General features: G+C 57.6%; 18 protein-coding genes. 14 read left to right on the top strand and 4 right to left on the bottom strand.

Going from position 1 to position 19,946, the window contains the following annotated elements:
- Positions 1-44 precede the first annotated feature (44 nt).
- From GTP23_RS06850 to GTP23_RS06840, 3 genes are all read left to right on the top strand, one after another.
- Positions 45-2,672 (top strand): TonB-dependent receptor plug domain-containing protein, encoded by a 2,628-nt coding sequence (locus GTP23_RS06850; protein ID WP_161034392.1) that lies wholly within the window; start codon positions 45-47, stop codon positions 2,670-2,672.
- 81 nt (positions 2,673-2,753) lie between these two features.
- Positions 2,754-3,242 (top strand): DUF6644 family protein, encoded by a 489-nt coding sequence (locus tag GTP23_RS06845; RefSeq protein WP_161034391.1) that lies wholly within the window; start codon positions 2,754-2,756, stop codon positions 3,240-3,242.
- An 8-nt stretch (positions 3,243-3,250) separates the two neighbouring features.
- The gene (locus tag GTP23_RS06840) at positions 3,251-3,721 is read left to right on the top strand and encodes a hypothetical protein (RefSeq protein ID WP_161034390.1); all 471 of its coding nucleotides are present in this window, start codon (positions 3,251-3,253) and stop codon (positions 3,719-3,721) included.
- Between the two features lie 279 nt (positions 3,722-4,000).
- On the opposite strand, the gene GTP23_RS06835 is transcribed toward GTP23_RS06840, so the two are convergent.
- Positions 4,001-5,257: a c-type cytochrome gene (locus tag GTP23_RS06835; RefSeq protein ID WP_161034389.1), complete on the bottom strand. Its 1,257-nt coding sequence runs from the start codon at positions 5,255-5,257 to the stop codon at positions 4,001-4,003.
- 195 nt (positions 5,258-5,452) lie between these two features.
- Here GTP23_RS06835 and GTP23_RS06830 point away from each other — a divergent pair, with 195 nt between their 5' ends.
- The 6 genes from GTP23_RS06830 (at position 5,453) to folE (ending at position 9,502) form a co-directional block, all read left to right on the top strand.
- Complete coding sequence (locus tag GTP23_RS06830) at positions 5,453-6,172, top strand: RNA polymerase sigma factor (RefSeq protein ID WP_161034388.1); 720 nt, start codon at positions 5,453-5,455, stop codon at positions 6,170-6,172.
- A gap of 90 nt (positions 6,173-6,262) precedes the next feature.
- Complete coding sequence (locus GTP23_RS06825; protein ID WP_161034387.1) at positions 6,263-6,787, top strand: DUF4142 domain-containing protein; 525 nt, start codon at positions 6,263-6,265, stop codon at positions 6,785-6,787.
- 2 nt (positions 6,788-6,789) lie between these two features.
- On the top strand, positions 6,790-7,155 hold the full coding sequence (locus tag GTP23_RS06820) for a cupredoxin domain-containing protein (RefSeq protein ID WP_161034386.1): 366 nt from the start codon (positions 6,790-6,792) through the stop codon (positions 7,153-7,155).
- 73 nt (positions 7,156-7,228) lie between these two features.
- Entirely contained in the window at positions 7,229-8,185 is a 957-nt protein-coding gene (locus GTP23_RS06815) for a transporter (RefSeq protein WP_161034385.1), read from the top strand.
- A complete protein-coding gene (locus GTP23_RS06810; RefSeq protein ID WP_308494792.1) occupies positions 8,185-8,643 on the top strand; it encodes a TlpA family protein disulfide reductase in 459 nt (152 codons plus the stop codon). Before GTP23_RS06815 ends, GTP23_RS06810 begins: the two co-directional genes overlap by 1 nt.
- 139 nt (positions 8,644-8,782) lie before the next feature.
- Positions 8,783-9,502 (top strand): GTP cyclohydrolase I, encoded by a 720-nt coding sequence (gene folE / locus GTP23_RS06805; RefSeq protein WP_161034383.1) that lies wholly within the window; start codon positions 8,783-8,785, stop codon positions 9,500-9,502.
- A 345-nt stretch (positions 9,503-9,847) separates the two neighbouring features.
- Here folE and GTP23_RS06800 read toward each other — a convergent pair whose 3' ends face one another.
- On the bottom strand, positions 9,848-10,387 hold the full coding sequence (locus tag GTP23_RS06800; RefSeq protein ID WP_161034382.1) for a cysteine hydrolase family protein: 540 nt from the start codon (positions 10,385-10,387) through the stop codon (positions 9,848-9,850).
- A gap of 102 nt (positions 10,388-10,489) precedes the next feature.
- On the bottom strand, positions 10,490-11,344 hold the full coding sequence (locus tag GTP23_RS06795; RefSeq protein WP_161034381.1) for a LysR family transcriptional regulator: 855 nt from the start codon (positions 11,342-11,344) through the stop codon (positions 10,490-10,492).
- Between the two features lie 118 nt (positions 11,345-11,462).
- Between GTP23_RS06795 and GTP23_RS06790 the strand changes: the two genes are divergently transcribed.
- Both GTP23_RS06790 and GTP23_RS06785 read left to right on the top strand, forming a co-directional pair.
- Positions 11,463-12,500, top strand: a complete 1,038-nt coding sequence (locus tag GTP23_RS06790) for a zinc-binding alcohol dehydrogenase family protein (RefSeq protein ID WP_161034674.1) — start codon at positions 11,463-11,465, stop codon at positions 12,498-12,500.
- Entirely contained in the window at positions 12,497-12,901 is a 405-nt protein-coding gene (locus GTP23_RS06785) for a nuclear transport factor 2 family protein (RefSeq protein WP_161034380.1), read from the top strand. The genes GTP23_RS06790 and GTP23_RS06785 overlap by 4 nt, the downstream gene beginning before the upstream one ends.
- A gap of 785 nt (positions 12,902-13,686) precedes the next feature.
- Here the strand turns inward: GTP23_RS06785 and GTP23_RS06780 are convergent.
- The gene (locus GTP23_RS06780) at positions 13,687-15,057 is read right to left on the bottom strand and encodes an efflux transporter outer membrane subunit (protein WP_161034379.1); all 1,371 of its coding nucleotides are present in this window, start codon (positions 15,055-15,057) and stop codon (positions 13,687-13,689) included.
- Positions 15,058-15,138: 81 nt separating this feature from the next.
- Between GTP23_RS06780 and GTP23_RS06775 the strand changes: the two genes are divergently transcribed.
- From GTP23_RS06775 to GTP23_RS06765, 3 genes are read left to right on the top strand one after another with little or no spacing between them, the layout of a single operon-like run.
- Entirely contained in the window at positions 15,139-15,708 is a 570-nt protein-coding gene (locus GTP23_RS06775) for a TetR/AcrR family transcriptional regulator (protein WP_161034378.1), read from the top strand.
- Positions 15,709-15,741: 33 nt separating this feature from the next.
- Positions 15,742-16,830, top strand: coding sequence for an efflux RND transporter periplasmic adaptor subunit (locus GTP23_RS06770; protein WP_161034377.1), 1,089 nt, complete (start codon positions 15,742-15,744; stop codon positions 16,828-16,830).
- Entirely contained in the window at positions 16,827-19,937 is a 3,111-nt protein-coding gene (locus tag GTP23_RS06765) for an efflux RND transporter permease subunit (RefSeq protein ID WP_161034376.1), read from the top strand. Before GTP23_RS06770 ends, GTP23_RS06765 begins: the two co-directional genes overlap by 4 nt.
- Positions 19,938-19,946 lie beyond the last annotated feature (9 nt).

Below are 19,946 nucleotides of genomic sequence, written 5' to 3'. Positions count from 1 at the left end.
GACAGAATCGGGTTTTCGACAACCAAGCAATGGAAAACACCGAGATGAGTTCAAACAAGAGCAATCACCACAACCTTCCGCTCAACACGCTGGCTTTTGCCGTCTCATGCGCCTTACTCGCGCCAGCTTATGCGGCGGACACCAGTGTCGCCAGCAGTGTCGTCGTCGTCACGGGTTCGCGCGCCGCTGGCCGGACGGTCGAAAATAGTGCCTCGCCCATCGATGTACTGACGCAGGAAGACCTCAGCAACAGCGGCGCCAGCAATTTACTCGGTGCTTTAACCACACTGATTCCATCGTTCAGCCTGCCGGGCCAGTCACCCCAGCCTGACCTGGGCAGTATCGTACTGGGCGTACAGCAGCGTAACCTTTCGCCCTCCTACACTCTGGTGCTGATCAACGGCAAGCGGCGCAATACCACGGCAGTCGTCAGCGAAAACGGCTTCGCAGGCTCCGCTGCTGTTGATCTGGGACTGATTCCCATCAGTGCCATCGACCATGTGGAAGTGCTGCGTGATGGCGCCTCCGCACTGTATGGCTCTGCCGCGATTGCCGGCACCGTCAATGTCATCCTGAAACGCAATGCACAAGGCGGCAATCTCGCCATCAAGGGCGGCGCCACAACAAAAGGCGACGGCGATAACAGCAGCTTTTCTGCCGACAAGGGATTTGCACTCGATGATCGCGGCTACGTCAGCCTGTTCGCCCAGTTGAGCAAGCAGAAGCCTGCCGTACGTAGTTCACCGCTCAATGCAGGCTATCTGTATTACCCCGCCATCAAGGCCGATGGCACGCTTTCCACGACACTGGGACCGAATAACTCGCTACCGGCAGGTGCGAGTGTCAACCCCAGAGAAGCATCGCGGGATAACGCGCCATGGAAGAACAGCGGCCAGAAACTCGATGTCCGTACCAGCAGTGTCGGCTACAACGCCGAATACGACCTTGCTAGCGATCTGAGCGCCTATAGCTTCGCCACCTACACCGACCGTCGCGCCTACTCGGCACAGAACTTCCGCAGCCCATACGCAATCTATAGCAATGCCCTCGCCCGCAACAACGGCTGGTTCGGCTTCTATCCGGATGGCTATACCCCGCAGGAGTCCACCTCCGACCATCAGGCACAACTGGTCGCCGGTCTGCGTGGCAACTGGGATGGCTGGAACTGGGACTTAAGCAGCAACTACGGGCGCGACAAGGTAGATGTCTACACCGTGCACTCGGCCAACTATGCCTTGCCTGCCTCGGCCGGTCAGACGGATTTCTACATCGGCCAGAATGGCTATTCGCTGTGGACCAATACGCTGGACCTGAGCCGCAGCATCCCGACCGGCTGGACCGCCAAGCCGGTGAACCTGTCGCTGGGGCTCGAATATAGTCAGGAGCATAGCCAGCTCAAACCCGGCGAATCGAATGCCTATCTGGGCGTCATTCCCGGTGATGGCGGCAACGGCAGCGGCGGCGCACAATCCTTGCCCGGCTATTTGCCGCGCGATGCGGCGGACACCAAACGGCATAGCTATTCCGCCTATGCCGGCGCCGGCAGCAATATCACTGATGCGTGGTTTGTCGATGGCGGTTTGCGCGGCGAACACTATTCCGATTTCGGCAGCAGCGGCCTGATCGGCAAGCTATCCACCCGCTACGATTTCAGCCCCGCCTTCGCCTTGCGTGGCACCGCCAGCAATGGCTTCCACGCACCAGCACTGCAGACGGTCTCGTTCAGCAACACGTCAGGACGCCCTAACGGCCTGATCTCTTCGCTGGTACGGCCGGATTCGGCCGCCGGCCTGGCACTGGGCGCGGTTCCGCTGGCACCCGAGAAGGCCAAAGGCTTTACGCTGGGCCTTACCGGTGATCTCGGTCCACAATTTAGCTACGCGCTGGATTTCTATCAGACCGAAGTCCAGCACACGCTGGGCACCTCCGCCAACTTAGGACTGGACCGCACCAATAGCGACGGCCAGTTCCGCGATGCCACCGGTGCCGTGCTGAGCCCCTCCCAGCTAGCCATACTACAAAGCTACTTTACCGCCGCCGGACTGGCGATTCCCCAACCCGGCAACGGTCTGACAGCCCACTACTTTACCGACGTCGGCGATGTGCGTAGCCGCGGCGTCGATCTGACGCTGGATGGCAAGCAGCGGCTGGGCACAGGCGTGCTGAAGTGGAATTTCGCCGCGAACTTCAACTCCAGCGCCTTTACCCGTATCTCCGGTGTACCGGCCAAGCTGCAGGGATTGCCGAATATCTCCACTCTGTCGCTGACCAATCAGCAGAACACGCTGTATCTCGCGCCGCGCGACAAGCAGGTACTCGATGTGGCCTACAAGAGCGGTGCGTATTCCATCGATGTGCGTGAAACCCGCATCGGCAAGGTGCGGCGCTTCTGGACCAATGCCGACAATGCTGCGCAAGGCCTGCCAGCTAGCGGCGAATGGGATGCGGGCAAGCTGTGGACCACCGACCTGACGCTAGGCTGGAATCTGGGCCATGGCTTTGAGGCCAAGTTTGCTGTCATCAACGTCTTCAACCAGCGTGCCCGCCGCGTACCGGACATCTCGCGTACCAATGCCTCCAAGGCCCAGTACCAGTATGCCTTCGACACCAGCGGGCCGCTCGGTGCCGACCTTGGCAGCCAGTATTACGCCACGCTCAATTACAAGTTCTAGACGCGTCAATTACGGCATAAGGTGGCTGGCCGGCACGTATCACACCGGCTAGTACCACGCATACACAGTCAAGGAGTTCACATGCCATTAGGCGAGTTTTTCAATGAAGTAGCCGCCCTACCCGTCAGCCTGATTATCGGCGAGTCACTGGATTTATTTTCCGCACTCGACGTCATCCACATCGTCGGCGTGCTGCTACTGGCAGGCAGCATTTCCGTGGTCGACCTGCGCCTGCTTGGCGTGGTGTTTTCCGACGTCGGCCTCGATGTCCTCCAGCGTCAGATTCTGCCGCTTACCATCGCCGGTGCGCTGCTGGTATTCCCCACCGGCATCGGCCTGTTCCTGCCGCAGGCTGGCAAGATCTGGCTTAACCCCTTATTACAGGCCAAGCTCGCCCTGCTGCTGCTTGCCGCCGCGAATATCGGCTACTGGCACTACAACTTCTCGCGCCATGCGGAATGGAGCAGCAGCGCCACACTGCCGTGGCAAGCCCGCTTCGCCGGCGCCTCTTCGCTCATCTTATGGGCCGGCACCCTGATCGCGGGCCGGCTCATCGCTTTCTACATCTGAGGATTACCATGTCGCCAACTTCCCATCCTGCGGCCATCGACTGGCTGGCCAGGTCGTCGCTCGCCCACAACTTCAATGAGGCCGATCCGTGGACCTTTGCAACGTTCATGACCATCCACCTGCTCGGTCTTGCGCTCGCTTTCGGTACTTCGCTGATACTTGACCTGCGGCTGGTTGGCTGGGGTTTGCGCGCGAGCCAGCCAGCACAGATTGCCAGAAATCTGCAGCCATACCTGCTTGCAGGTCTTGGCGTCGCCCTGCTTAGCGGCCTATGGCTGTTCATCGCAGACGTATTGAAGTTCTGGGCTAACCCGGTCTTCCGCATCAAGCTGGCCCTGTTAATCGCACTCAGCGTCATTCAAGTCTGGCTGCTGTTCAGAGCCCAAGCCGATGCCCAGCCTTCCCGCTCGATTGCGGCATTGACCCTGCTAGGGTGGCTTGCAACCATTGTTTCTGGTCGTCTCATAGGCCTGGTTTGAATAAGCTCGTAGGCATCCTCAGAGCGCAACGGAGGTTGCTGCCTGATGGCTACAGCCTATGCCGGAAAATCGAGCCTTCCTGTAATGACGCCCGCCTTCCAAAATCGTAACTTGAGGAAGGAAATAGCTCATACAGACGTGCTGCGCCCACTCGGACAATAGATACGCAGAATGCGGAAGCGCACCTGCGCCATAATGCAAGACGGGACACCTTATTGCCCCGCCCCCCTCTGGTCATTGCTTGGCGAAAGACCTAGTCCTCCCACATTAGTCGGGAACCTACAAAGACTTGAGATAGTTACTCAATTCGGCCACTTCGGCTGGTGTCAGCTGCAAGTGCTGACGTTCATTATAGGTTGCAACCACATCTTCCAGAGTCGCTGCCGAGCCATTATGGAAGTATGGCGCGTGTTGCCAAACACCTTTAAGCGGCGCGGTCCGATACTGCTGCGTAGCCGAGCGACTGGCATAGCTAGGTACTCCCGCCGGTTCCGGTTCACTCACCGTCTCCAACGGCGTATGCAAGCGCGAATTAGCATCGGTGAATTCATTTCCGCTATGACAGGTAAAACACGTCGCCTTGCCGTAAAAGAGTAATTGGCCGCGCGCTGCCATGGCCGCATCAAAACTCCCCGCAGGTGCACTAGGGGCCGCCAGCGAAAGCTGGTACGCTTGCAGCGCCGGCAGCTTGGACGAAACCAGGTCGACCGTACCATTGGTCACCGAAACGCCAATACGGCTGTCGTCAAAATGCCCCTGCCCCCCCATCTGCGTGACCGCTACATAACGATTCCAGTACGCGATTTCTGTGCCGTCGCCGGTAGCGGTGATGCGGTGTATGCCCGCCAGGCCATAGGCCGGCGGTATCACTTGCGGGCCGTTCTTCCCATCCACGTTATAGCGCGGGTCATACATGCCCTTGCCCCAGGATTTGTAGACGGCTTTCTGCACCGTACTCAACGCTGGCGACAACGCAATGATGGCGCCAGCATTCAGGTCACGGTTAGCCCAGCCGTCTAGCCGGCGGCCTATGCCGGCGGCGAACGAGTTATCAACCGTGGAATGGCAAAGTGCACAGGTGATGCCCACCCGCGTCAGCACATCTCTGCCATTAACGCTCTCGACTTTACCGACTATGCCAACCACGGCATTCAATTTCAGCAGTGCGACCGTGGTGGCGGGGCTTTTCAGGTCGATACTGCCATCCTTGATACCGTGGACGATTGCAGTCGGCAAGGCATCGACGTCGACTTTCAGCCCGACCGACAGCGCGGTGACCGGATCGACCGCGCTCGAAATGACGGTATGCATCTGCAGTTTGTCGGTCCAATGTGCTTCGTCGCCGAAAGTATCGTAGCGGAAGATCTGCTTACCCTCCGCCAGTTGCGCAGGATCGGGCATCTCTGGCGTGGTCGGAACGGTGCCAATTGGGCGCGATGGGTGCCCGTCGCCGCAAGCGCTGATCAAAATGGTGCTGAATATGGCGCCGCCCAGCAGGCGCCAGCGTGTGTAAGCTGATGCGCTGAAATATGTCATGCTGTTTTCCCTTTCTACAATATCGATGTGTGAGGAGATGCAAGCCGCAGTCGACATGACCGTGTCGCCCGTGTTTAGATGAAGCGAAAATTTTCCCTGTTCCTTGATTTTGAGAAAATCAAAAATTATTTATGGGAACGCCCGCTAAGCTGACGACGTCTAAAAGCCATACGCCACTACACAAGGAAACCATTCATGCCACCCCATCGCATCGCCAGCGGTATCACTGCCAGCCAGAGTGCCTTTTCGGACGCCGACATCATCCAGGCTATACAGGCCGGGCAGCGCAATGGATTCGAACTGCTGATGCGCCGCTTTAACCGGGTCCTGTATAGAGCGGCACGCGCCATCGTCAAGAATGACGCCGAAGCTGAAGACGTGGTGCAGGAATCCTATCTGCGTATCTTTCAGTCGCTGCACAGCTTTCGTGGCGAGTCCAGCCTGTCGACCTGGCTGACCCGCATCGTCATTAACGAAGGGCTGGCACGTAGCCGCAAGAGCACACGGCGCGCCGAGATCATCGATATCAGCAGCGAGATGCAATGGGACGAAGTAGAGCGACATCAGACGGACGACGAGGCAATCATGGATGGTAAAAGAGTGGAACAGCCCGAGGAGGCGGCAGAGCGTGCCCAGATCCGGCGCCTGATCGAAGCAAAAATCGACGACTTGCCGGAAGTCTTTCGTATCGTATTTATGTTGCGCGGGCTGGAAGAAATGTCGGTGGAAGAAACCGCCGCCTGCCTGAACATTCCCGAAGCGACCGTGCGGACACGGTATTTCCGCGCCCGCAGCATGCTGCGCGAAGCACTCTCACGTGAAATCGATCACGGCCTCGATGCGGCCTTCTCGTTCGATGGCGCGCGCTGTGACCGTATCGTGGCCAACGTCCTGGTCCGCCTTGCCGTGCGCTAGGAGTAACCGGGAACGCAACGAACCTTGGCCACATCTAATGTTTGTAGCAAGCACGTTTACTCCACTTCACAAACAGCATAAAGGAACACTATGAAAAAGCGTCTTCAAGCATTGACTGCAAGCCTGCTGGCACTGGCAATATCGGCATCGTTCGCTCACACAGCCGGGCCTAGCGACGCACAAATCGCCGCAATCGTCGTCGCGGCCAATAGCGTCGATATCGAAGCAGGCCAGCTAGCCGCATCGAAAGCCAGCAATGCAGAGGTAAAGAAATTTGCACAAACCATGGTTACCGACCATGGCGGCGTGAATAAAATGGCGGTCGAACTGGTGACCCGACTGAAGGTCACCCCGGAAGAAAATGACATCAGCAAATCACTCAAACAGGGTGGCAACGAAACACTGACCAAGCTAAAATCTTTGCACGGCGCGAAATTCGACCAGGCCTATGTCGATAACGAAGTGGCCTATCACGCTGCAGTCATGGATGCGCTCGACAAGACCCTGATCCCGAACGCGCAAAATGCCGAACTCAAGGCACTTCTGGTGAAAGTACGGCCAGCGTTCGTGGCGCATCTTGATCACGCCAGGCACATGCAGGCGTCGCTGAAGTAGGGATGGCTATGCCTACCCTGCCGCTTCCCGACGTTCTAGCGCGCTGCAGCAGCAAAGGTGCGCTGCTGCTTGCCCTGCTACCGCTCATGTTCGCACCTTCGCAGGCGCTAGCAGCGCCTGTCACACACAGCGTGACCATTGAAGCTATGCAGTTTTCGCCACAAGTTCTGGAAATCAAAGCTGGCGATACGGTCGAATGGATCAATAAAGACCCGTTCCCTCACGATGCTGTCAGCACTACCGCGCAATTTAAGTCCCAGACCATACCGGCAGGCGGACGCTGGAAGTTCGTGGCACGTAGCAAAGGTAGCTTTACGTATGCTTGCACGTTGCATCCGATGATGCAGGCCAGCATCATCGTCAAGTAGCCGGTCTGACCGGTTTGCCGTCCCCGGCCCTTGGCGGCTATACAGCCGCCAGGGCTCCTACTTGGGATCTCTTATGAAAATCGATCGTATAGTGTTCGCGCTAATCGCGACCACGACGCCGGCGCTCGCCCTGGCCAGTTGCGGCGCGGCCTTTTGCACGGTGAACAGCAACTGGACCACACAAAGTGCGGCCAGCGAAACCGGCTCGATGTTGGACTTGCGCTACGAGTATATCGACCAGGACCAGAACTACGCTGGCACATCCCGTGTCGCCTTCGGCCAGATCGCCCGCCACCATAGCGAACGCGCTACCCGGAACCGTAATCTGGTGGTGGCTTGGTCGCACAACTTCGATAGCGGCTTCGGCCTGACGGTGACGGCCCCCTTGCTGGATCGCGAGCATGCCCATGTGCACAACCACCATGGTGAGCAGATTGACCAGTACTGGAACTTCCGGCGATTGGGCGATGTACGTGTACTCGGCCGCTATCAACTGCTCTACGCGGACCCGCTCACTAGTGGTGGCAATGCCGGCCTGACCTTTGGGCTCAAGCTGCCGACCGGCAGGACGGGCATCCGCAACGATGCCGCCGAGCCCGCCGAGCGCTCGCTGCAGCCCGGCTCGGGGACCACCGATCTGCTGCTGGGCGCTTATTACAATCAAGCCTTGCCGGCCATAAACGCTAACTGGTTTGTGCAGGGGCAATTACAGCACGCCATCAGTCCGCGCCGAGGCTACCAGCCTGGCGACCAGCTGGGCCTGGATGCCGGCTGGCGGTTCAGCATCAACGATCGCATCGGCGTGCTGCTGCAGCTGAACGCCCAGCTAAAGCGCCGCGACAGCGGCAGCGAAGCCGAGCCGCAGGATAGCGGCGGCCGCTATCTTGCGCTCAGCCCCGGGCTGGCCTATGCGCTCACCGACGACACGCAGCTATATGGTTTTGTCCAGCTGCCGGTGTATCGCCATGTCAACGGTGTGCAGCTCGGTAGCCGCCAGGCACTGACGCTGGGCCTGAGTTCCCGCTTCTGATGGGCTGCGCACGCACGCTGCTTGTCCTGATCCTGTGCTGCATGGCGCCGGGCGGGCACGCACAGGATTTTTTGCTGACCGATCTGCAGGGCACAGTGCAGAGTCTGGACAGACACCGCGGGCAATGGGTATTGCTCAATCTCTGGGCCACCTGGTGCGCGCCGTGCGTGGCGGAAATGCCCATGCTGCAGGCCCTGGACGATGCGCACGACGATCTGACTGTCATCGGGCTTGCCGTCGATGGTGCGGACACGGCGCGGCTGACACGCTTCGCCAAGGCATTAAAGGTTCACTATCCTCTGGTCGCCGGCAATCTGCAGATAGCCCGGCAGTTCAAGGCGCGCGTTTTCCCGACCAGCATACTCTACAACCCGCTGGGCGAACCAGTACTGTTGCACGAAGGTGTACTACCAGCAGACGTAGTATTAGCAGCGATGAACAAGCGCAGCGCTAAGTGACGCGCCCTGCATCGCGGCCAGGATGCCGCTAGCCACGACCATATTCAATACCGACAGAATGGCAGTACCGACCCAGTGCTACCAAGAGCCAATTACTACGACCGATCACACGCAAGCGTGTGCGACACAAGGAGCATAAATGCTGTTAGATCTAGACATGAACCCCGGCCCGCAAACGCTAAAGGACAGCGCGTCCGAACGGATACGCCAGCGCTTGCTGGATGCAGGCCAGCGGTTTCACGCCAACGACAACATCGCGGCGTATATCCGCCATGGTGAGCTGGATGAACTACGCCACGAAGTTACCCAGCAATTGCAGGGAGTGCTGCGCACTCTGGTCATCGATACGCAGAACGACCATAACACGGCCGACACGGCACGACGGGTAGCCAAGATGTTCGTTCAGGAAGTATTTCGCGGTCGCTATGAAGCTGCACCTTCGGTCACCACCTTTCCCAATGTCGCAGGACTCAACGAGCTGATGGTCGTTGGCCCGCTAACAGTGCGTAGCGCCTGCTCGCACCACCTCTGCCCTATCATGGGCAAGGTGTGGCTGGGAGTCCTGCCGAACGCCAGTTCGGATCTGATCGGTCTGTCCAAGTTTGCCCGTCTGGCCGAGTGGGTGATGAACCGGCCACAGATTCAGGAAGAAGCCGTGGTGATGTTGGCCAACGAACTGGAACAGCGAATCCGCCCGGATGGTCTGGCCATCGTGATGGAAGCCCAGCATTTCTGTATGCACTGGCGAGGCGTCAAGGACGATGGTGCTTTGATGCGTAACTCGGTGATGCGTGGTGCCTTTCTGAACAACACCGCACTACGCAGTGAATTTCTGAGCCTGATAGAAAAGCGGAACTGAGCAAGTGCTGCCAACCCGATCGCATACGACATACGCGACGAGCCGGTGCGTCCCGGTCTCATCAAAGCGATACGATAGTCCATTTTTGTATCGACGCTGCAATCGCCAGCAGCTCGTCTTCGCTCTTGCCTCGCTACTCCCCATGACGCCATAGACGGTAGAGCGAAGCAGCGCCTTCGCTCTATCTTCATTCTTTCAAGCCATGGCTGCTGACTCCGGCGAAATTGCCATCGACATCGGCGCCGAACCAAGCAATAGTTCAAGAACACAGAAGCGCATTTGCGACTTCATGGCGTGTCCAGCCAAGCAAGTCGCATATCGTCCGTCAACAAGCAGTGTAGGAAATTATGGTGCGAACTTAAGGTCACTACTGGCAATTGCCAGCACCCGGGGGCCAAAACTCGAAATATTAGTGAGGGTGGCGTTGTGGTGAGCAATAACTTTCTCAGCCGATATCGCAGCATTCCCGGCCGAAGTATGTGCATCTGCAACCAGAATAACTGGGTAGCCGAGGGCAAGGGCACGGCGTGTCGTTGTATCGACACAGAATTCCGTATGCATACCACACACCACCAATTTTCCTATGTGACGACTCTCCAGAATATTCGCTAGTTCCGTATTGAGAAAGGAGTCAGGTGTAGTTTTTCCCACTTTTATATCTGTGGGTTCCACCTTCATTCCATTCGCCAGTTGCCAAGCATCAGAACCATGTTCAAGATAGCCGGACTTCGACTCGTGCTGTATGAAAATCACCGGAACACCGGCCTCCCTAGCTTTTTGCGTCACCCGGTTGATGCGCGAGATCGTTCCTGCGCAATCAAATGCAGCCTCGCTACCTTCGCATAGTCCCTGCTGAACATCAATAACTAATACCGCAACGTTCATCTTCTTCCTCGCTTCAAGAAACTCATTATGCTCACATTGTCACGCCGCTGGGGAGGTCCGCTTGCAGTCCTTCGCCGTAGGCCTGGCAAATATACAGATGGACTAACCTCTATGTAAATCTAGCGTTTTAAACAGGCTCACCAGATAGTCTGCCAAAGCACGTACTCTTTCCGCCTTACGAACATCCGGATGCATTAGCAAATATAACGTGCGCCTCGGAGGGGCGGCCGCATCCAGGGGAAGCAGTTCAGGTGCCTGCTGCGCCAGGAAATGAGGCAGCAATGCTATCCCCCAGCCATCACGGGCGGCCTGAAATTGTGCAGCCATATCATTGCTGCGGATAATCTGACGACGGCCAGCAATGAATTCGTCCATCCAATGTTTGAGCCCCAGGCTGGGCATGCTGTCATCAAAGCCTATGAATTGCTGGGCTTTGAAGTCTGTGTTTTGCCATTGCTGTATAGCATACAGGCCATACGCAATCTGGGCGATGGGTTTGGCGATTAGATCCGGGGTCTGAGGTTCTCCGAGGCGTAAGGCCAGGTCGGCTTCTCCTTGCTCCAGATTAGAGATGCGGCGCTCGCCCAGTAAAACCAGATCAAGGTCAGGAAACTGCTGCCGGAAAGCGAATAGCCGTGGTAGTAACACCATGCTAAGTAGTTGAGGCGGCGCTGACAAGCGGACCTGCCCACTGAGCGCCTGCTGCGTAGTCGCCAATCTTTTCAAGGCGAGTACGCTCGTCTCTATGGCAAGTGCCTGCGGCAGCATGCTTTGCCCTTCCTGCGTAAGCTGCCAGCCTCGCGGCAAGCGATCGAACAGCCGCAGCTTCAAGCTTGCTTCAAGACTGACAATATGGCGCGCAACAGTGCTGTGCTCCACCCCCATGGCACGCGCAGAACCAGACAGGCTACCTTGTCGCGTAACTTCCAGAAAATATCGTACGTCGTCCCATTGCATAGTTTTATCCGTGTATTTTTGCACATATCCTACCAATTTTTACCGACTACCATGGCATTTATCGTCGGAATACACTGTGGTTTCAATTTCAAGGGAGCCATACATGCCAGATCGATTCATGCAAGCCATAGGAGTATTCGCGGCACATGCGGCCGACGAACCCACCGCCTTGCAAGAGCTCGCGCTCCCCATCCCCGCGCCGGGTGACAACGATTTACTGATTCAGGTCGACGCGATCAGCGTAAATCCTGCGGACTATCGCGTGCGCCTACGTAAGCAGCCGAATGGTCGGCCAGATGTTCTGGGATGGGATGCCGCCGGCACGGTGATCGCTTGCGGCCCCGGTGCTGGTCACGCATTCAATCCAGGAGATGCTGTGTATTACGCGGGTGACATCCTTCGTCCTGGCTGCAATAGCGCCTATCAGCTTGTCGATTGGCGCCTGGTCGCCAATCGGCCCAAGGCGTGGCCAGCCGAGGCGGCCGCCGCACTGCCACTAACGGGTTTAACGGCCTGGGAAGCTTTGTTCGAACAACTGGGATATGCACCTGATGTGGCACTGCCCGAAAAGCAGACTCTACTTATCATTGGTGGTGCCGGCGGTGTGGGCTCGATTGCGATCCAGCTGGCGCGTCTGGTCCCGGGCTTACGCGTCATAGCGACTGCCGCGCGCCCCCAGTCAGCGGACTGGTGCCGGCAGATGGGGGCAGAATGGGTGCTCGACCATAGCCTAGCGCTCGCCCCGCAATTGGAGGAAGCAGGCATCCGTGAAGTCCATGCAGTTTTGCTGTTGAACCGGCCTGACTACTATTTTCCCATTCTGGCACAACTCATTGCACCACAAGGGAAGCTGGTCAACATCGTGCCTTTTGATCAGCCACCTGAGCTAAATCTCTTGATGCAAAAGAGCATACGCTACAGCTGGACTTATATGTTCACCCGATCCCTATTTCAAACCGCAGACATGGCGAGGCAGGGTGAAATCCTGAGTGAGCTTACCCGATTGGCGAATGCGGGGCGGATAAGGACCACGCGCAGCGAACATCTCGGCCCCATTACTCTCGCAAATCTACTAACCGCCCACCGCCGGCTGGAGCGGGGAAGCACCATCGGCAAACTGACCTTAACGGGTTTTTCAACTAAGGAATCACAATGAACAGCATACAAACCGTACAGACTTTTCTTGACCACATTTTCAATGCCCGCATGCAGGAAGCACTGGCACTGGTAGCGGGAGACGCCATCTTCATCCCCACTCGTCCTCAATCCAGTGCAACCATTCCCTTATACGGCACCTATCGCGGCCCGGAGGGAGCGGCACAAGTATTTACGAACTTTGCCGCCGCCTTGAAACCTGGTCTATTCAATGTTGAAGCCGCGTTAGATCTGGGCGAACATGCATTGATGTATGGACAATTGCGCCACGAAGCACTGGCTTCGGGTCGCCAATTCGTCAGCGATTGGGCGTTGATTTGCAAAGTAAGACAGGGACTCATTACTCATTATCACTTCTACGAAGACACCGCCGCACTAGAGCAAGCGCTGGCCGTGGCCTGAGACTATCATCCATCACCTACGGTCTGGCATTACCGATCCGGCGGTAATCCCCCTTTTTTTAAATGCTTCTCAAAAAAGAAGACGCTGCCTAATGATAGATATTAGATGTGACCCGACCGGATCCATCTCAACTTGCACTCACTTGTTAGCGGAGCTCTCTTCACCTTCATGTATGCAGTAGCCTGCCGTCGCCTCCACCGTACTCTCTACCGAAGATGAAAAGCTAATGTGGCACACTCGCGCCGTGCGATTTCGTCTGGATAGGCCCATTGAACGACGTGTCCACTGCTGTCGTAATAGAACTGCCATCGACAATAAGTCGGACGTAGATATGAATACTCTACGATAACTGTGCCACTTACCGTATGACGTTTTAAAGGTAGGTCCAGTGGCAAGGCGATCTGGTCATCCGTTTTACCTATCGATTGCTGCAGCTTAGCATCAAAATCCGGATAGACTGGAGGAGCTCCGCATCCGCAAATCGACAGCATAAGCCAGCACAATACTACCAAGTGCAATCTCAGTTTTAAGTTAGGCATTTCATTTGGTGTAAAAATTGGCAACCAGCTCTTCCGAACGGTTCCGTCTGGTCACTATGGATGAACTTCGTCGCAAATAGTGACCATCAGAAGACCCAGGCATATCTGTTCCGACTTCCCGATCGACAGCCGGACATATGTCGGTCTAGAAACACGGCAGGGCTAATACAATTGCACGATTTAGCACAAAAAGCATGCTGCCTTGCCTCGTACCAAGTGCGCGAAAACGCACCTATCAAGTCGCTCCTACAAACTACCCGCAAAAGCACGCCGGAGACCAATCGCCGCTTCCCAGCGCGCTCCTGTTGCCAGCACCAAAGCTTCTGCGGACTGCAATTGTGCCCGGCGCGTATCCAATACTGCACTGACATCGCCGGAACCCGCATCGTATACACGCTTGGCACTTTGCGATGCAATGACGGCAGCCGCATGGGCTTGTTCCCACTGATCCTGTGCAATGCCCGAAGCAGACCATTGCGTTAGGCGTGACTCCACGTCCACCAATGCAGCCAGTATGGCCTTCTCATACTCGGCCGCTGCCTCCTTCACCCGCGCATCCTGTACTGCAATATTGGCTTTAATACGCCCACCATCTAAGATCGGCATACTCAATGACACTCCATAGCCCAGTGCCATTTTCGGCGCAGCACTGGCACCTAGCTCGGCAATACGCTCGCGGCTGCCTGACCAGTTGATCTGAAGACTAGGATAGACCTCACGCTTGGCCACACCCGCCCGCGCCAATGCTGCATCCAGAGCACGCGCCTGACGCTGGACATCCGGACGACGCTCGAGTAACTCACCAGGCAAGCTGGTCGCCGGTGCGCCCACCATTCTGCCCGGCCCGCCAGCAGAGCTCAAGTCAGGCAAGGCACTGCTCCCGAGAAGCAGCGACAATTGACGCAACCGCAGGTCCTGCTGCGCCTGAATTTCCGCTAGCGTGGCGTTTTCCCGCGCCAGTTCCACGCGCCAGCGCTGCACCTCCAGTGACGCCACCATGCCAGCTTCAAACTTGCGTGAAGCCACACCGACCTGTCGCTGGAGCACATCGACTGCTTCACGCCGCAACACTAGACGCTGATCGAGCGTACGCAACTCGAAATAAGCAGTTGCCACATCAGCTGCCAGTGCAATCCGCGCCGCCTGCCAGGCCATGCGCGCCACCTCGGCATCCGCCTTCGCTGCTGAAATACCTTGCGCACCACGACCGAACAGATCGACCTCCCATCCGGCACGTAAGCCGATGGAAGATTGTTCGATGCTCGGGGCACCTGATCCGTCGCGAGTACGCTGGCCGCTGACGCCAGCATCCAGGCGTGGCCGTCGATCCGCCTCGGAACTATCGACCAGTGCACGCGCCTGCTCGATACGAGCAGCGGCCACAGCAAGATCCTGATTGGATGCTAATGCCGCTCGCACCAAGGTATTTAAGATCGGATCGCCGAACTCTTGCCACCATTCGTCGGAAATCACTGCCGATTCAGCAGAAACGGGGACGGTCCAGCCGGCCGGAACTTCGACCTTAGCAAAATACTCCGCAGCATGAACGGGCGCATTAACACCAACAGACCATGCGACAAGCCCAGCTAATAACGAGAGGGAAATTTGTTTTTTCATTGGATCACCTTTTGGGTTGACATGCGTTTTTCAAAACTATACTATACGTATAGTAAATAATCAAATAAAAAGGAAGTCTTCATGTCATCCACAGAAAAGCGTCAGGGGCGCACTAGCAAGCGGGACCAGTTATTGGACGCTGCCGCCAGCATTGTTAGTACGCAGGGCGTCCAGCACCTCACGATCGAGGCGGTGGCTGCGGCCGCCAACGTCACCAAGGCCGGCCTGATTTACCACTTCAAAACCCGCGACGATCTGCTGTCGGCACTTGTCGAGCGCTTGATTAAAGATTTTGATGTGCAGGCGAACACTGCCCAGAGGCCGGTAACGCAAGCGCTGACCACCAAATCGGCACTCAACAAGATGTCGATCGAAACCTTCGACATGCCTTCGGATCTGCGCCAGTTGATGGCCAATCTGCTGGCCGCAGTGTCGTTTCACCCCCAGTTGATGCCTCCTGTGCAAGCTTTGTATGCGCGCAACTACGACTGGCTTGCTCAGAATAGCGAACAGGTCGACCAGGCACTCGTGATCGCCGCAGCACTGGACGGCATTGCCTTGCTCGAACTACTTAACTTGCACCAATTTACCTCTCAGCAACGCGATGCCATGCGCGGCGCTCTGGAAAGCGCTATCCGCGCCCTACCCTGAACCCCACACCGCATTCATAAGGAAGATCCCCCTATGCGCCTCCGTAACCTGCTTCCACTCAGCGCCGCCCTGCTACTGGCTGCCTGCGCAGAACAAGCCCCATCTACCCCACCCACCACCAAACCGGTCAAAGTCGAAGTGGCCGGTGCCCGTGCGGGTCCGACCGTTGATAGCTTCGTCGGCACGATCCGCGCACGGCAACGCACCGAACTGAGCTTTGAGACTTATGGCCGCCTGCACAGCATCAAAGTGGATGTCGGTGATCACGTGCGCGCCGGCCAGGTACTTGCCCAGCTTGACGAAGCGCCAACCCGCTGGCGCCTGGACAAAGCCGTCGCCGAGCGCAAGGCGGCCAGCGTCACGCTGACCGAGCGAGAAACCTGGTTACGCCAGCAAGAAGCGCTGATGCGCGACAACATCATTGCACCAGCAGCACTGCAGCTGGCGCAAGCGTCCTATCAGCAGGCGGTCAGCCAGCTTACGGCTGCCGAGGCGGCTGTGGCTAGCGCGCGGCGCGATCTGGAACTGACACGCATCACCGCCCCCTTCGATGGACGGATCGTGGCGCGCCTCGCCCAGCCATTTGTCGACATTGCAGCTGGACAGTCCGTATTACAGCTGGAAGCGGGACAGGAATACGAGCTGATCAGCATGCTGCCTGATGTGGTGGCGGAGAAACTGGCGATCGGCAAAGAGGCCTTTGCCTACAGCGGTGAACAGCGCCTTGCGCTCAAGCTCGCACGCCTCTCCAGCCGTAGCGAGAATGGCTCGCTAGTACAGGCGATTTTCCAGATCAAAGACGCACCGGCCAATATACGCAGTGGCACCGTCGTCGAACTGGAGCTGGCGCGCGCTGAAGACGCCCAGCTGACCCTGCCGAATACTGCACTCATCAACGCAAACGATGGCAAGACCACCAATGTTTTCATCATCAAATCCGGTAGCCTGCACCGCCGCGCCATCACGACAGATGGGCACCTGCTGCCCAATGGCCGGATTGCTATCACCAGCGGCGTGGCAAATGGCGAACACGTAGTCATCGCCGGCACGGCCTTCCTGAAAGACGGGCAAGCGGTGGTCGAGCATCAGTCACAAACGATACTGCAAGGAGTAAGCCAGTGAAGCTCACCTCTTCTGCACTTAATTCCAGCCGGCTCACCTTTTTTGTCGCACTGCTGATTCTCGTCACGGGGGCCTTTGCCTTCCTGACTTTTCCATCTCAGGAGGAGCCATCGCTCACCATGCGCGAAGGCGTGGTACTGATAGCCAATCCCGGCCTTCCAGCAGAGCGCATGGAACAACTGATTGCAAGACCGCTGGAAGAGCGCATGCGTACGCTCAACGAACTGAAAACCGTCACCAGCACGGTACGCGCTGGTAGCGTTCTGCTGCAAGTGAGCCTACGTGAAGATGTCCATGACCTCGTACCCGTATGGCAGCGCATGCGAGCCAAGGTTGCGGAGGCCGTGCCGTATTTTCCCGAGGGAACACTGCCACCGCAGATCGACGATGACTTCGGCCGCGTCGCAATCGCTTCTATTGCCGTGACCGCTCCGGGCTTCTCGATGAGCGAAATGCGTGCGCCGCTAAAATTGCTGCGCGAAGGCTTGCTACGGGTACCCGGTGTTCAGGCTGTCAGCTTCTATGGCATTCAGGATGAACGCGTGTACATCGAACTGGACCGCGCACGTCTGGCAGGACTGGGGCTGTCCAGCGACTATGTCCTGCAGCAGATGCAGCAGCAGAACATCGTCCAGTCTAGCGGACAGCTCATCGTTGCCGGCTTGAATAGCGCTGTCGTCGCATCCGGTGAGATACGTTCGGTACAGGAGCTCAAAGAGTTCCCGCTGAGCGTGCCCAACGCTGATAAGACTGCCGGACCAAGCACTGTCCGTCTGGGCGACATCGCCCGCATAGAAGTAAAGAAGGCTGATCCGGTCGAGAGTGCTGCGATCTATCATGGTCAGGATGCGGTGGTACTGGGTGTCTCGATGCGATCTGGCCAGAATATCAAGGCCGTCGGCAAAGCACTGAAGGAACGCATGAGCGAACTGGAACAGCAATTGCCAGCCGGCTTCTCGCTTGATTACGTGACATTCCAGCCGGATGTCGTGGCGGCGGAAATGGGCCATATGAACCAGGTCATGCTGGAAACCGTGATCATCGTGATGATCGTGGTGGTGCTGTTCCTTGGCTGGCGCGCTGGCGTCGTCGTCGGCAGCATAGTTCCGCTCACCATTCTGGCCACGCTGCTATTGATGCGCTCGCTGGGCATCGAACTGCACATCGTCTCCATGGCCGCCATCATCATCGCGCTAGGTTTGCTGGTCGATAATGGTATCGTTATCGCCGAAGATGTCGAGCGCCGGCTTGCCGCTGGAGAAGAGCGCCGTCATGCCTGTGTGGAAGCCGGTCGTACGTTGGCAATTCCACTGCTGGCATCGTCACTGGTGATTATCTTCGCCTTCTCGCCCTTCTTCTTTGGCAATACCTCGACCAGCGAATACTTGCGCCCGCTAGTGGTCGTACTGACGCTGTCGCTGCTGGGTTCCTGGGTCTTGTGCCTGACCGTTACACCGCTGCTGTGCTATCACTTCCTACAACAAGGTCATGCGCATAGCGATACGCCCCCACCTAGCCGCTTCTACACCCTGTATTCCAACACCATCCGCCGCGTGCTCGATCACAAAGTGGTCTTTCTGAGTGTTATGTGTGTGGTGCTGGTTGCCGCGCTGACGGTACTGGGCAGCCGGCCAGCAGGTTTCCTGCCAGCCTCGGATCGTCCACAATTCCAGATCGAGCTTGAGTTACAACCTGGAACAGACTCGCGTCAGACCCAGCAAGTGGTGCGCGATCTAAGCCGCTGGCTGGCCGACCGCAAGGAAAATCCCGATGTCACCACCAGCATCGGCTATGTGGCAGAGGGTGGTCCGCGCGTGGTGCTGGTACTCAATCCGCCACTGCCTGCGCCGAACATCGGCTACTTTACGGTAACGGTCGCCGATGGCAAACAACTGGGCGCCATCATGGCACGCACACGCGACTGGATGAGCAAGCAGCACCCGGATGTCAGGATCGATGCCAAGCGCTTCTCGCGCACCTCGAATGATGCCGGTGCTATTGCCTACCGCATCTCCGGTCCGGATGAAGGCGTTCTGCGCAATCTGGGCAATCAGGTCGAATCCGTGTTGCGCGAAGTACCGGGGCTGACTCAGGTACGCGACAACTGGGGGCCGCGCCTGACACGTGTCAATGTCGAGATCGATCAGAGCAAAGCCCGCCGGCTTGGTATCAGTAGCAGTGATATTGCCAGCACTTTAGCCATGCGCAACAGCGGCACCGAGGTTTCGGTGCTGCGCGATGGCGACACCCTGATACCGCTGATCGTGCGCGGTTCGCAAGTCGAACGCAGTCGCCCCGATGACATGGCCAATACACTGATCCAGCCGTCGGCGGGTGGCACACCGGTGCCGCTGTCGGCTGTGGCCACGCTCAGTCTCGGTTCCGAGCCTTCAACCATACGTCGCCGCAATCTGGAACGCACCCTGACCATCAGCGCACGCAACACTACCGGAACCGCCCAGCAAGGTGTTGATCAGGCCGCTGCCGCCCTGTCGCGCATCAAACTACCGCTGGGCTATCGCATCGAACTCGGCGCCGAAATTGAAGAGGCGGGTGAATCCAATGCCGCGCTGGGCAAATATCTGCCTGCGGCCGTGGTCGCCATGCTGATCCTGTTTGTCTGGCAGTTCGGTTCGTTCCGAAAACTGGCACTGATCGTCGGCATCATTCCTTTCGCTATGATCGGCGCCGGACCGGCCTTGGTTGTGGCCGGGGAACCACTAGGCTTCATGGCGAACTTCGGTCTGTTGTCGCTCGCCGGCATCATCGTCAATAACGCGGTGCTGTTGCTCGAACGCATAGAGGTCGAACTGGGCGCAGGCAAAGCCATGCGTGAAGCCGTGGTCGCAGCAGCTATAGCACGTCTGCGCCCTATCGTTATGACCAAGCTCACCTGTATTGCAGGTCTGATTCCCCTGCTGCTGTTCGCTGGTTCCTTGTGGACGGGCATGGCCGTCACGATTATGGGCGGTCTGCTGCTGGGTACCCTGATCACACTGGGTCTGGTACCGGTACTGTACGAACTGTTGTTTGACGGCCGGATTGCAGCCTGGGCTGCGCGTATCACGGGTGAACCGACACCCACAGCACATCCGACGGCAAACTAACCCTCTCCT

It is taken from the genome of Duganella fentianensis, from assembly GCF_009857835.1.
Classification (GTDB): domain Bacteria; phylum Pseudomonadota; class Gammaproteobacteria; order Burkholderiales; family Burkholderiaceae_D; genus Rugamonas; species Rugamonas fentianensis.
This window is presented reverse-complemented; position numbering and strand designations above follow the sequence as displayed.